Annotated in this window: 13 protein-coding genes; 2 read left to right on the top strand and 11 right to left on the bottom strand. The window is 74.1% G+C overall.

Features of this window, described 5'->3' with window-relative positions; genetic code table 11:
• Positions 1–6: 6 nt before the first annotated feature.
• The 6 genes from OG982_RS24820 to OG982_RS24795 form a co-directional block, all read right to left on the bottom strand.
• A complete protein-coding gene (locus OG982_RS24820; RefSeq protein WP_266783159.1) occupies positions 7–1,302 on the bottom strand; it encodes an aspartate aminotransferase family protein in 1,296 nt (431 codons plus the stop codon).
• Entirely contained in the window at positions 1,299–2,141 is an 843-nt protein-coding gene (locus tag OG982_RS24815) for a nitrilase-related carbon-nitrogen hydrolase (protein ID WP_266783161.1), read from the bottom strand. The genes OG982_RS24820 and OG982_RS24815 overlap by 4 nt, the downstream gene beginning before the upstream one ends.
• A 184-nt stretch (positions 2,142–2,325) precedes the next feature.
• Positions 2,326–3,888, bottom strand: a complete 1,563-nt coding sequence (locus OG982_RS24810; protein ID WP_323139278.1) for a UL36 very large tegument protein — start codon at positions 3,886–3,888, stop codon at positions 2,326–2,328.
• Positions 3,889–3,987: 99 nt separating this feature from the next.
• A complete protein-coding gene (locus tag OG982_RS24805; protein WP_266783165.1) occupies positions 3,988–4,368 on the bottom strand; it encodes a PPOX class F420-dependent oxidoreductase in 381 nt (126 codons plus the stop codon).
• Positions 4,365–4,535 carry a hypothetical protein gene (locus OG982_RS24800; RefSeq protein ID WP_266783167.1) on the bottom strand — a complete coding sequence of 57 codons (171 nt, stop codon included), beginning with the start codon at positions 4,533–4,535 and terminating at the stop codon, positions 4,365–4,367. The genes OG982_RS24805 and OG982_RS24800 overlap by 4 nt, the downstream gene beginning before the upstream one ends.
• A 126-nt stretch (positions 4,536–4,661) precedes the next feature.
• Complete coding sequence (locus OG982_RS24795; RefSeq protein WP_008737976.1) at positions 4,662–4,913, bottom strand: helix-turn-helix domain-containing protein; 252 nt, start codon at positions 4,911–4,913, stop codon at positions 4,662–4,664.
• 64 nt (positions 4,914–4,977) lie between these two features.
• Here OG982_RS24795 and map point away from each other — a divergent pair, with 64 nt between their 5' ends.
• Positions 4,978–5,745 carry a type I methionyl aminopeptidase gene (gene map / locus OG982_RS24790; RefSeq protein ID WP_266783170.1) on the top strand — a complete coding sequence of 256 codons (768 nt, stop codon included), beginning with the start codon at positions 4,978–4,980 and terminating at the stop codon, positions 5,743–5,745.
• Between the two features lie 26 nt (positions 5,746–5,771).
• Here map and ggt read toward each other — a convergent pair whose 3' ends face one another.
• Entirely contained in the window at positions 5,772–7,568 is a 1,797-nt protein-coding gene (gene ggt / locus OG982_RS24785; protein ID WP_266783172.1) for a gamma-glutamyltransferase, read from the bottom strand.
• 102 nt (positions 7,569–7,670) lie between these two features.
• Between ggt and OG982_RS24780 the strand changes: the two genes are divergently transcribed.
• The gene (locus OG982_RS24780; RefSeq protein WP_266783174.1) at positions 7,671–8,396 is read left to right on the top strand and encodes a hypothetical protein; all 726 of its coding nucleotides are present in this window, start codon (positions 7,671–7,673) and stop codon (positions 8,394–8,396) included.
• Here OG982_RS24780 and OG982_RS24775 read toward each other — a convergent pair.
• Genes OG982_RS24775 through OG982_RS24760 form a run of 4 tightly spaced genes read right to left on the bottom strand, consistent with a single transcriptional unit; the run spans position 8,356 to position 12,276 of the window.
• Positions 8,356–9,615, bottom strand: a complete 1,260-nt coding sequence (locus tag OG982_RS24775) for a cytochrome P450 (protein WP_266783176.1) — start codon at positions 9,613–9,615, stop codon at positions 8,356–8,358. The two genes, OG982_RS24780 and OG982_RS24775, sit on opposite strands and share 41 nt — an antisense overlap.
• A 44-nt stretch (positions 9,616–9,659) precedes the next feature.
• Entirely contained in the window at positions 9,660–10,157 is a 498-nt protein-coding gene (locus tag OG982_RS24770; RefSeq protein ID WP_266783178.1) for a hypothetical protein, read from the bottom strand.
• Positions 10,154–11,596 carry a HAMP domain-containing sensor histidine kinase gene (locus tag OG982_RS24765; RefSeq protein WP_266783180.1) on the bottom strand — a complete coding sequence of 481 codons (1,443 nt, stop codon included), beginning with the start codon at positions 11,594–11,596 and terminating at the stop codon, positions 10,154–10,156. The genes OG982_RS24770 and OG982_RS24765 overlap by 4 nt, the downstream gene beginning before the upstream one ends.
• Positions 11,593–12,276, bottom strand: coding sequence for a response regulator transcription factor (locus OG982_RS24760; RefSeq protein WP_266783182.1), 684 nt, complete (start codon positions 12,274–12,276; stop codon positions 11,593–11,595). Before OG982_RS24760 ends, OG982_RS24765 begins: the two co-directional genes overlap by 4 nt.
• Between the last annotated feature and the right edge of the window lie 18 nt (positions 12,277–12,294).

The raw sequence follows: 12,294 nt of genomic DNA, 5'->3' as shown, positions 1-12,294 counted from the left end.
CCGTGGCTAGTTGAGGCCGTGCAGGGCCTCGGAGAGGATCTCGGCGCCCTCTTCCGCCTCGGCGACGGTGAGGGAGAGCGGCGGCGCGATGCGCAGCACGCTGGTGTTGTACCCGCCGCCCTTGCCGAGCAGCAGGCCGCCGGCGCGGGCTGCTTCCAGGACGGCGGCGGCCGCGTCCGGGTCGGCCTGGTCGGTTCCGGGCTTCGTGAGTTCCAGCCCGGCCATCAGGCCCCGGCCGCGGACCTCCCGTACGGCGGGCACGGTGGCGGCGATGGCGCGCAGCCGTTCCAGGAGCAGGCCGCCGACGCGGCGGGCGTTGCCCTGGAGGTCGTGCTCCAGCAGGTACCCGAGGTTGGCGACACCGGCCGCCATGGTGACCGGGGAGCCGCCGAAGGTGGAGATGGAGTTGGAGTCGATGCAGTTCATCACCTCGGCGCGGGCCACGACGCCGCCGACGGACATGCCGTTGCCGATGCCCTTGGCGAAGGTGAGGATGTCCGGCGGGCCGCTTTGGGCGTGCGCCTGCCAGCCCCAGAAGTGGTCGCCGGTACGGCCCCAGCCGGTCTGTACCTCGTCGCTGATCCAGAGGATCCCGTGCCGGTCGAGGACTTCGCGGAAGGCCCCGTAGAGGCCGTCGGGCGGGGAGGTGAACCCGCCGACGCCCTGGATGGGCTCGGCGATGAGGGCCGCCACGCCGCCGCGGGCCTGGCCGAGCACGTCTTCGAGGTCGGCGACGGCGGCCGCGGTGAAGGCGGTGTCGTCGAGGCCGGCGAAGGGGCCGCGGGTGCGGACGGCGCCGTGGACGTAGTACGTCTGGAGCGGCGAGAGGCTCGTCGGGGACCAGCCGCGGTTGCCGGTGATCGAGACGGTGGAGAAGGAGCGGCCGTGGTAGCTGTTGCGCATCGCCAGGATCTGGTTGGAGCGGCGGTACGTCGTCGCGAGCAGCAGGGCGGTGTCGTTGGCCTCGGTGCCGGAGGTGGTGAAGAAGACCCGGGCGTCGGGGATGCCGGAGAGGGCGGCGATCCGCTCGGCCAACTCGATCATCGGGCGGTTGAGGTACAGGGTGGAGGAGTGGATGAGCCGCCCGGCCTGTTCGGAGACGGCCTTGGTGACCTCGGGCAGGGCGTGGGCGGTCATCGTGGTGAGGATGCCGCCGAAGAAGTCGAGGTAGCGGTTGCCGTCGGCGTCCCAGACGTGGCGGCCCTCGCCGTGGGTGAGTTCGAGCGGCCGGTCGTAGTACAGCGCGAGCCATTCGGGCAGGACGCCGCGGTGCCTGCTGTGCAGGGGGATCGGGTTGGTCACGGCTGTACGAGTCCTCCGTAGGCGTCGGGACGGCGGTCGCGGTAGAAGGCCCACTGGTCGCGGACCTCCTTGATCAGGTCGAAGTCGAGGTCGCGGACGAGGAGTTCCTCCTCCTTGTCGCTGGCGACCTCGCCGACGAACTGGCCGCGGGGGTCGACGAAGTAGCTGGTGCCGTAGAACTCGTTGTCGCCGTACTCCTCCCGGCCGACGCGGTTGATCGCGGCGATGAAGTACTCGTTGGCGACGGCCGAGGCGGGCTGTTCCAGCTGCCAGAGGTAGGAGGACAGGCTGCGGGAGGTGGCGGACGGGTTGAAGACGAGCTGGGCGCCGGCCAGGCCCAGGGCGCGCCAGCCCTCGGGGAAGTGGCGGTCGTAGCAGATGTAGACTCCGACCTTGCCGACGGCGGTGTCGAAGACGGGCCAGCCGAGGTTGCCGGGGCGGAAGTAGTACTTCTCCCAGAACCCCTTGACCTGGGGGATGTGGTGCTTGCGGTACTTGCCGAGGTAGCTGCCGTCGGCGTCGATGACGGCGGCGGTGTTGTAGTAGAACCCCTCGGCCTCCAGCTCGAAGACCGGTACGACGATCACCATGCCGGTCTCGCGGGCGAGTTCCTGCATGCGCCGGACGGTGGGGCCGTCGGGGACGGGTTCGGCCCAGCGGTAGTGCTCGGGTTCCTGGACCTGGCAGAAGTAGGGGGCGTTGAACACCTCCTGGAACCCGATGATCTTCGCGCCCTGGGCGGCGGCCCGGCGGGCGTGTTCCTCGTGTTTGGCGATCATCGACTCGGTGTCTCCGGTCCAGGTGGCCTGGACCAGCGCGGCGCGGACGACTTGGGCCATGAGCTGCTCCTCGCGACGGGAACGCCGGTTCTACGCACGTAGACGGAGTGCGTAGGGAGTAGAACGTAGGCCTCGTCACCGCGTGGGGCAAGAGCGCCGTGCGCGGTTGGAGTAGTCGATCACGTTACGTCGCCGTCCGGTCGCTTGTGGTCAGAAGGCGGGCGGTCTGCGCCATTTACACCCCTTACGCGGGGACGATTCCGGCCACGCGGAAGGCGTGCACGAGGTCGCCGTGGCTGGAGGCGGAGACCGCTCGGGCGGCGCGGAGCAGGCGCGGGGCGAACCACTGCGGGGCGCGGCGGGCGAGCGCGGCGGCTTCCGCCGGGGTGCGGACGCGGACGAAGGCGCCGAGCAGGGCGTCGGCCTCGCGGGCGCGGCCGGCGGTGGCGAGGGCCTGGGCGGCGTCGGCGATCTCGGCGGTGGGGCGGGCGGCGCCCTGGCGCAGCAGCGCGTCGCAGTCGGCGTGCCGGCCGGCCTCGCCGAGGGCTGCGGCGGCCGCGGCCAGCCGCTCGGGCGGGAGCGAGGCCGCCTCCCAGAGCAGCGTGGCCCAGTCGGCCGCGAGCCCGGCGCGCCCCAACTCCTCGGCCAGCCCGGGCAACCACGCGGCGGGCCCGGCGGCGGCCTCGCACAACAGCACGTGCGCCTCCCCGCCCCGCCCCTGCGCCCGCAGCGCCCCCAGCGCGGCGACCAGCCCCCGCGTTTCCCCGGCAGCACCCGAACCCCACCCGACGGCGTCGGACGGACCGCCTTCCGGCGCCACACCCCCACCCGCCGCGTCCGCGCGCGAACCGAACAGGGCACCACGGGACTCGGACAGCCCACCCTCCGGGACGCCGGTCCGCGGCGGGCCGAACCGGGCGCCGCGCGGGGCGGGCAGCACGGGCTCCGGAGCCACACCCCCGGGCGGGGCGAGCGGCTCGCCGGGCGGGGCGGGGAGGTCGGGATCCGGGGCGACGTTGTCGGGCGGGGCGAAGCGGGCGCCGCGTGGGGACTTCACCGGGGCGCCGCCGGCCGGGTGGCCGGGGGGCGGGGTGAATGCCGGGGCGTCGGGGGCCGCCGACCCCGCGTACCGGGCGCCACCGGCCCGGCGGCCGCCCCGCAGCCACCGCCCCTCGGCCCGCCCCACCGGCGCCGCGACCTCCGCGTTCCCCATGGGCCGCTGCGGAGCCCCGGGCAACTCCCCGCCCGTGAAATCCGGTTCGGGGCCGGGCGCGGGCCCCGCCCCCGCCTCCGGCGATGCGGCGGCCGATCCGCCGCCCGCTCGGTCCTGGGGTGCGGGCGGACCGTATACGGTGCGCCCGGGCGCGGGGCCGCCCGGCGGAGCCGGGGTGGCGGCGGTCAGGCGGGCCGTCAGGTCCGCGTGACGGGCGGCGGCCCGGGTGGCATCGTCTTGGGCCCAGGTGAGTTCCCGGGACAGGGCGGCCGCGTCCGGCGGGGTCGCGGCGAGGCGGTCCGTCAGGTGGCGCAGGGTCGTCTCCGACGCGGCGCGCTGCGCCGCGGCCGCCGCGAGCAGGGTCCGGAGTTCCGCCGTCCCGCCCGGCCGCATGTCCCACGCCGTGACGGCCGCCGCCCGCAGCCGGGCCGCGTACGCCGCCTCGCGGGCGTCCGCTCCCGCGTCCCACAGCAGCGACTCCACGACGTCCCACGGCGGCATCGCCACCCCGTCCACGCAGGCCCGCAGGCCCTCCCGGTCCCGCCGCAGGAACTCCCCGTACCAGCCCGCCCCGGGATCCAGTCTCTGCGTCAACGCCCGTAAGTAGTCCGAGAGTTGACTGATCGCCGGCGAAGTCGCGGTCTCCATGCCCGCATTGGATCCCACCCGTGTTACGGGCGGGCTACGGGAGTCTCAAAGCTTGACGGCGATCCCCGTGTGCGGCCGCACGCCCCGCCGGAACACCGCGGCGGGCACGTCCAGCATCCAGAACTGCCAGCGGTACTTGCGCGACATCAGCCCCCGCACCCGCTTCAGCCCCGCCTCGTCCAGCAGCCGCGCCTCGCCCTCCAGCACCGGCGCGCCTTCCACCACCCGCCCCCGCACATCGCACGCGGAGACGGCGACCCGCCCGTTGTTGCGGATCCGCTTCACCTTCCACGAGTCGCTGCGCGTCCACACGTACAGCTCACCGCCGTCCGCCACCGCCCACACCGGGGTGGCCACCGGCGTGCCGTCCTTGCGGAAGGTGGTGAGACTGACGTACCGCGCCTTGCCGAGCTCCTCAAGCGTCATCCCCCGACCTTAGGGGGTTCCTCGCCGGCCTCCCGGGCCGCTCCCGGATCCCGGGCGTCGTGCGCACGCCCGTCGGGGACGGCGCAGGCCGCGAGAAGCAGGCCGGCCGCGAGGAGGGCGCCGACCAGTCCGATGCCGAGTTGCTTCGATGCGTTCTTGGCAGACACGCCTTCACGCTTGCCCCGCGCCCCGGGCGAACCCAACCCCGAATCGGCCGTTCGGCCGCCCGGCCCCGCCCGAACGGCGGCCCGGCGGCCCGGCGACTCGGCGGCCCGGCGACTCGGCGGCCCGGCTCAGACGGGCACGAACGCGCAGCGCCGCATCACGTCGTCGAGCGAGAGGCCGAGCGCCTCGGCCAGCGCGGCGACGGTGAAGAACGCGGGGGTGGGCGCACGCCCCGTCTCGATCTTGCGCAGGGTCTCGGCGGACAGGCCGGCGCTCGCCGCGACCTCGACCATGCTGCGACCGGCGCGCGCCTCGCGCAGCAGCGCGCCGAGCCGCTCGCCGCGCTCGCGCTCTTCGGGGGTGAGTGGGGTACGGACCATGCCGCCATCCTACCCCTCACCCCAATAACTATCCCGTTAAAGTTATACCGGTATAGTTATTGGCATGGTGGAACTGAAGACGGACCAGAACATCGACGACATGCGCGCCGCCGGCCGCGTGGTCGCCCAGGCCCTCGCGGCGACCCGGGAGGCCGCCCGCGTCGGCGTCACCCTCCTCGACCTGGACGAGGTGGCCCGCGAGGTGCTCCGGGAAGCCGGCGCGACCTCGCCCTTCCTCGGTTACCGGCCGCACTTCGCGCCCGTGCCCTTCCCCGCCGTCATCTGCGCCTCGGTCAACGACGCGATCGTGCACGGCATCCCCGGCGACCACCGGCTGCGCGACGGCGACCTGGTCAGCATCGACTTCGGCGCCCGGCTGAACGGCTGGGCCGGGGACGCGGCCGTCAGCTTCACCGTCGGCCGGGCCCGCCCCGCCGACCTCCGGCTGATCGGGACCGCCGAGGCGGCCCTCGCCGCCGGCATCGCCGCCGCCGTCCCCGGCAACCGGATCGGCGACATCGCCCACGCCGTCGGCGGGGTCTGCCGCGCCGCCGGATACGGCATCCCGGACGGCTTCGGCGGCCACGGCATCGGCCGCGCCATGCACGAGGACCCGGGCGTGCCCAACGAGGGCCGGCCGGGGCGCGGCATGAAGCTGCGCCCCGGCATGGTCCTCGCGATCGAGCCGATGGTGATCGCGGGCGGTACGGACGACTACCGGTGCGACGCGGACGGCTGGACCCTGCGCACCGTCGACGGCAGCCGCGCCGCGCACGCGGAGCACACGGTCGCGATCACCGCCGACGGCCCGAGGATCCTCACGGCGCTCTGAGCCCCGCGGCTCCCCTGCGGCCTCCCCTACGGCTTCCCGTACGGACGGACCACCATGGCCGAGCCGCCGCCGCGCCGGCTGGTCTCCGCCGCTGCCAGCCAGCGGCCGTCCGGCAGCCGCTGGACGCCGGTCGCGGCGCCGATCTCCGGGTTCTGCCGGAAGCCCTGGCCGAGCGCCTCCAGTTCGGCCCGGACCGGGCTGTTCCACAAGCCCGGCTCCAGCTCGGTGGTGGTCTGGTTGCGCTGGCTGGCGCGCGGCGCCGCGATGGCATCGACCAGCGCGAGACCCCGGTCCAGGTGCCCGATGAGGGTCTGGAGCACCGTGGTGATGATGGTGGCCCCGCCCGGGGAGCCCACGGCGAGCACCGGACGCCCGTCGTCCAGCACGATGGTCGGGGACATGGAGGAGCGCGGCCGCTTGCCGGGGCCGGGCAGGTTCGGGTCCGGGACGCCGGGAGCCGCCGGGGCGAAGGAGAAGTCGGTCAGCTCGTTGTTGAGCAGGAAGCCGCGCCCCGGAACGGTGATCGCGCTGCCGCCGGTGGACTCGATGGTCAGGGTGTACGAGACCACGTTGCCCCAGCGGTCGGCGACCGTCAGGTGGGTGGTGTTCTCCCCCTCGTACGTGGTCGGGGCGGCCTGGCCGGTGGTGGCGCAGGGCACCGGGTTGCCCGGATCGCCCGGGGCCAGCGGGCTGGTCAGCGCCCGGTCGGGCTTGATGAGGCAGGCGCGCGAGTCGGCGTACCGCTGCGAGAGGAGCTGCCGGGTCGGCACCTTCTGGGCGGCCGGGTCGCCGACCCAGCGGCCGCGGTCGGCGAAGGAGATCCGCGAGGCCTCGATGAAGCGGTGCAGGTACTGCGCCTGGGACAGCTTCGAGAGGTCGGTGCGCTCCAGGATGTTCAGCGCCTCGCCGACGGTGGTGCCGCCGGAGGACGACGGCGCCATGCCGTAGACGTCCAGGCCCCGGTAGCTCACCTGTGTCGGGGCCTGGCGCTTGGTCTCGTACGCGCGCAGGTCGCGGGCGGTCAGGTCGCCGGACCGGACGATCCGGGTGGCGGCCGGGTCCACCGGGGGCTTGCGGACGGCCCGGACGATGTCCTCGGCGATCGGGCCCCGGTAGAGCGCGCCGGTGCCCTTGCGGCCGAGTTCGGCGTACGTGGCGGCCAGGTCCGGGTTCTTGAAGGTGGAGCCGACCACCGGCAGGGCCCCGCCCGGCAGGAACAGCTTCCGGGTGTCGGGGAAGTCCTTGAAGCGGTCCTGGTTGAGCTCGGTCTGGGCCCGGAAGGTCGGGTCCACGGTGAACCCGTCGCGGGCCAGTTTCTCGGCCGGCGCCAGCAGCCCGCGCAGCGGGCGGCTGCCCCAGGCGTCGAGGGCGGCGGTCCAGGTGGCGGGCGTGCCGGGGACTCCGACGGAGCGGCCGCTGGTCTGGCCCTGATCGAAGGGGATCGGGACGCCGTTCTCCTGGAACAGGGTGGCGGTGGCCGATGCCGGGGCGGTCTCGCGGCCGTCGATGGTGTGCACCCGGCGGGATCCGGCGTCGTAGTAGACGAAGTAGCCGCCCCCGCCGATGCCGGCGGAGTAGGGCTCGGTGACCCCGAGCGCGGCGGCGGTGGCGACGGCGGCGTCCACCGCGTTGCCGCCGGAGCGCAGCACGGCGATGCCGACGGCCGAGGCATCGGGATCGACGCTGGCGACGGCCCCGCCGTACCCGGCGGCGACGGGCACCTTGGGCGGGGCGGCGGTGGTGGGCGGGGCGGCGGCTCCGGTGGAGACGAGCGCCCCGGCGAGGGCGATGAGCGCTAACGGACGAACGGCGGGACGACGCATCCCGAACCTCCCAGTCGACGGCCGGTCAGAGCCAGGTCCCGCACTGTAACTTCACCGCACCCCCCACGTCAGGAGCGCACCGGGGCGGCTACCATCCGCCGCATGAACGACGACGTGCGCAACATCGTGCTCGGGCTGGTGGCCACCGCCGTCAGCGGCGGGTTCGGCTGGTTCGGCCGGACCTATCTGTGGCGTCGTGCGCTGCGCCGCAAGCAGACGTTCTTCGGGCTGCCGACCGGCTCGGACTGCCTGTTCGTGGTCAACCGGCAGATGGGCGGCACGGAGGGGTCGGTGCACCGCAACGACGCGTTCGCGCTGCTGGAGATATCCGCCCTGATCAAGGACTGCGGGGCGAACTTGCAGATCGTCTCCCACGACGGGGTCCGTCAGGGCTTCGGCGAGCGCGCCGAGTTCTGCGTCGGCGGGCCGGTCTCCAACGCGCGGACGGCCGCCCACCTGGCCTCCATGCTGCCGGGGGTCCGCGTCGACATGACCACCGAGGCCGGCCGGGACCGCGGCGCGATCCAGGTCGGCGGTGAGGCGTACCGCTGGGAGAAGGGCCAGGTGGACCACGTGCTGCTGGCCCGGCTGACGACCGTGCCGGGGACCCGGCCGGTGTTCCTGATCTCGGGGCAGACGGCGATCAGCAACCAGGCGGGCGCGCGCTATCTGGCGCGTCACCACAAGGAGTTGGCGCGCCGGTACGGCAAGGACACCTTCTGTGTGGTGCTGAAGGTCAACAACTCCGATGCGTACGGCCCGGACGTGGTCGACCTGCTCGCGGACGTCACGCGGGCCGCCCGGACACCCGTAGCGGCAGCCGCGTGATCCCGTTGATGAAGTTCGACACCAGCCGCCTCGGCTCGCCCGCGAGTTCGGGGGCCGGCATGGCCGCGCGCCACTCCTCGTAGAGCACGCGCAGCTGGAGCCGGGCGAAGTGGGCGCCGAGGCAGACGTGCGGGCCGTCGCCGAAGGAGACGTGCGGGTTGGGCGTCCGGGCCAGGTCGAGGCGCCCGGGGTCGGTGAAGACGCGCTCGTCGTGGTTGGCGGAGGCGTGGAAGACCACCACCTTGTCGCCCGCCCGGACCCGCTGCCCGCCGAGTTCGGTGTCGACGGCCGCGGTGCGGCGGAAGCTCAGCACCGGCGGGTGGACGCGCAGGAGTTCGTCCACCGCGGCGGGCATCGGGGCCCGGCCGCGCGCGAGCAGCCGGTACGCGTCCGGATCGCGGGCCAGGGCGAGCAGGCCGCCGGGCGCCGCGCTGCGCACGGTGTCGTTGCCGGCGACCGTGAGCAGGAAGAAGAACATCTCCAGCTCGGCCGGGTCCAGTCCGGCCTCGGCGAGGGCGGTCATGACGTCGTCGCCGGGGTGCGTCCGCTTGTGGGCGGCCAGTTCGCGGGCGTACGAGAACATCTCGCCGAGCAGCGCCGGGGAGCGCGGGTTGAGCGGCTTGCCGTCGGTGCCGAGCAGGGGCGCGGGCGCGTCCTCGGGGTCCTGGTAGCCGATGACCCTTACGGTCCACTCCAGCAGCAGGCCCCGGTCGGCGGCGGGGACGCCCAGCAGGTCGGTCAGGTTGAGCAGCGCGTACTCGTCGGTGACGGCGGCGACGAGGTCGGTGGCGCCGTCCTCGGCCTTCGCCCGGGCCTCGGCGAGCAGGGTACGGGCCCGCTCGCGCACCCGGCCGGCGAAGGCGTCGACGCGGGCCGGGGTGAAGGCGCGGGAGATCAGCCGGCGCAGCCGCCCGTGGCCCGGAGGGTCTTGGTTGAGCATGGTGCGCCGCAGGAAGGGCAGGTCGGCGGGGTCGGGGTCGCGGATCTGGGTGGCGCCGAGCCAGGAGGAGTACGTCCCGTGGTCGCGCAGCACCCGGACCACGTCGGCGTGCCGGGTGACCGCCCAGAAGCCGGGTCCGGCGGGCCAGCCGAGGACTTCCGGCTCCTCCTGCCGGACGACGGGGTCCCGGTCGCGCAGCAGCCGGTAGGTGTCGTACGGGATGCCGGCGGCGTAGATCCGGGGGTCGAAGACGTCGGGCGGGTACGCGGCGGGGTCCATGGGGCCACGGTGGCGGGAGCACCGGCCCCGCCGCAAGGGGACGATCAGTCGCCGAGGTCGCAGCGGGCGGGTGCGAGATCGGCGTCCCCGCCGCGCAGGACCACCTTGTAGCGCGGGTTGGTGGAGGCCACCGTGCACACGAGCTGACGGCGGCCCGTCTCGGAGAGGCGGCCGACGTCGAACGGCACGCCGACCTCGATGGTGTCCGCCGAGACGACGCTCATCCCGGCGCTGGCACCCAGCTTCTTGAGGTCCCACGGGGGCAGCCGGGTCTCCAGGCCCGCGGCGCTCTCCCGCTGGGTGGGGCCCATGAGCAGCCGCAGCAGGTTGTTGGTCGCGGACACCGAGTCGTACGGCTCGGTCGTGGGGACGAGCCGACCGTCGGGGGCCACGAAGTACACCATCGCCTTGGTGTCGGGCGCGGGCACGACCACCTTGGCGGCGGCGCCGCTCTCGATGACCCCGGTGGGCTTGATCCCGCAGCCGGTGAGCACGCCGCCGAGCAGCAGGGCGGCGCAGGCGGTCGTCCGTACCCGGGTCATGCGTCGGCCTCCAGCGGCATGTCGAGCGTGAACACGGCTCCCCCGGCGGGGCCGTTCGCGGCGTGCAGGGTGCCGCCGTGCAGCCGGACGTTCTCCAGGGTGATGGCGAGGCCGAGGCCGCTGCCGGCGGAGCGGGTACGGGCGGCGTCGGCCTTGAAGAACCGGTCGAAGATGTGCGGCAGCACCTCGGGGGCGATGCCGGGCCCGCTGTCGGCCACCTCGATGAGCAGCCACGGGCCGTCGGGCCGCGTCTCGGTGCGTACGGTGACGCGGACGGGGGCGCCGCCGTGTCTGAGGGCGTTGCCGACGAGGTTGGCGAGGACCACGTCGAAGCGGCGCGGGTCGAGCCGGGCGCGGAGCCGCTCGGGGAGGTCGGTGACCACCCGTTCGTCGTCCCAGCGGCGGCGCTCCAGGGTCTTGCGCACGGCCTCGGCCACGTCCACGTCGTCGAGGTTGAGTTCGGCCGCGCGGGCGTCGAAGCGGGAGATCTCCATGAGGTCCTCGACGAGGACGGCGAGCTTGCCGGTCTCGGCGCTGACCAGCCGCAGGGCGGCGGCCGTGTCGGGGTCGAGGCTCCCGGCGTCCTCGTCCAGGACCTCGGTGACGGCGAGCATCCCGGAGAGCGGGGTGCGCAGTTCGTGGGAGACGTCGGAGGCGAAGCGGCGGGCCCGCACCTCGGCGTCCCGCAGTTCGCTCACCGACTGTTCGAGGGCGGAGGCGGTCTCGTTGAAGGTGCGGGCGAGTCCGGCGAGCTCGTCGGCGCCGCGGACCTCGATGCGGGTGTCGAGGCGGCCGCTGCCGAGGCGCAGGGCGGCGCTGCGCATGTCGCGTACGGGGCGCAGCACGCTGCGCGCGGCGAGCAGGGCGGGGACGACCGCGATGGCCAGGCCCGGGACGGCGCCGCGCTTGGCGGCTTCGACCATGGCCTCGACCGTCTTCGCCTCGGTGGCCAGGGGCATCGTGGCGAAGACGACCAGGCCGGTGGACTGGCGGGTGTCGTCGTGGTTGAGGACGGCCGGCATGCCGACGGCGAGGTACGGGGTGCCGGAGGCGTCGGTCACCCGCTGGAAGGCGCCGTGCGGATGGGCCGTGACCTGGCGGCGGAGTTGCTCGGAGACCACGGTGGAGGTGGGCGAGCTGCCGCTGGAGGCCCGCAGGTTCCCGTACTCGCCGAAGACGGTCCAGGGATGCGGTTTGCCGCGTTTGCCCAGTTCGTTGACGATGCGCTGGAGCTGCTCCTGGTCCATCGCCAGCGAGACGGACTGGGACTCGACCAGGTCGCGCAGGGTGCTGACGGCGGTGTCCTGGCTCTGCTTGAGGATCGCCGTGCGGGCCTGCTGGTAGGTCAGGGCGGCCGTGGTCACGGCGCTGATCGCGGCGACCAGCAGGAACGCCGCGATCAGCCGGGTGCGCAGCCCGAGCGGCGCGATCCGCCTCACAGCGGGCCGAAGCGGTAGCCGAAGCCCCGCACCGTCTGTATGTAGCGGGGGCTGCCCGCGGGGTCCTCGATCTTGGTGCGCAGGCGGCGTACGCAGGCGTCCACGAGCCGGGCGTCGGCGTGGTAGCTGTGTTCCCACACGTACTCCAGGAGCTGCTGGCGGGAGAAGACCTGCTCGGGTGAGGCCGACAGGTGCAGCAGGAGCTTGATCTCGCTGGGCGCGAGGGGGACGCGCTCGCCGTTCTTGGCGACGGTCAGTCCGGCGCGGTCGACGGCGAGCGCGCCGTGGAACTCGATCCCGGGACGGCTGCCCGCCGGGGTGCTCAGGCGGCGCAGGACGGCCCTGACGCGGGCCTCGATGACCTCGGTGCGGGCGGGCTTGACGATGTAGTCGTCGGCGCCGGCCTCCAGGCCGATGACGATGTCGAAGTCGTCGCCGCGCGCGGTCAGCATGATGATCGGGAGCTGGCTGGTCTCGCGGATGCGGCGGCAGACCTGTACGCCGTTCATCCCGGGCAGCATGAGGTCGAGCAGCACCAGTTCCGGGCGGAAGCTCGCCATCAGTGCGAGGCCCGCCTCGCCGGTCTCGGCGGCGCTCACCTCGTGGCCGCGGCGGCGCAGGCCGAGGCCCACCCCTTCGCGGATGGAAGGGTCGTCCTCGATCAGCAGTACGCGTGGCATCCGGTCATTGTCCAAGGG

Source organism: Streptomyces sp. NBC_01551 (assembly GCF_026339935.1).
GTDB lineage: Bacteria > Actinomycetota > Actinomycetes > Streptomycetales > Streptomycetaceae > Streptomyces.
The sequence above is the reverse complement of the archived record's forward strand: the minus strand, read 5'-3'. Positions and strand labels throughout refer to the sequence as shown.

Excerpts from the sequence above, each read along its gene's own strand:
- ggt (WP_266783172.1), bottom strand. The coding sequence starts at position 7,568 with ATGCGTCGTCCCGCCGTTCGTCCGTTAGCGCTCATCGCCCTCGCCGGG.
- OG982_RS24775 (WP_266783176.1), bottom strand. The coding sequence starts at position 9,615 with ATGGACCCCGCCGCGTACCCGCCCGACGTCTTCGACCCCCGGATCTAC.
- OG982_RS24780 (WP_266783174.1), top strand. The coding sequence starts at position 7,671 with ATGAACGACGACGTGCGCAACATCGTGCTCGGGCTGGTGGCCACCGCC.
- map (WP_266783170.1), top strand. The coding sequence starts at position 4,978 with ATGGTGGAACTGAAGACGGACCAGAACATCGACGACATGCGCGCCGCC.
- OG982_RS24805 (WP_266783165.1), bottom strand. The coding sequence starts at position 4,368 with ATGACGCTTGAGGAGCTCGGCAAGGCGCGGTACGTCAGTCTCACCACC.
- OG982_RS24815 (WP_266783161.1), bottom strand. The coding sequence starts at position 2,141 with ATGGCCCAAGTCGTCCGCGCCGCGCTGGTCCAGGCCACCTGGACCGGA.
- OG982_RS24770 (WP_266783178.1), bottom strand. The coding sequence starts at position 10,157 with ATGACCCGGGTACGGACGACCGCCTGCGCCGCCCTGCTGCTCGGCGGC.
- OG982_RS24795 (WP_008737976.1), bottom strand. The coding sequence starts at position 4,913 with ATGGTCCGTACCCCACTCACCCCCGAAGAGCGCGAGCGCGGCGAGCGG.
- OG982_RS24760 (WP_266783182.1), bottom strand. The coding sequence starts at position 12,276 with ATGCCACGCGTACTGCTGATCGAGGACGACCCTTCCATCCGCGAAGGG.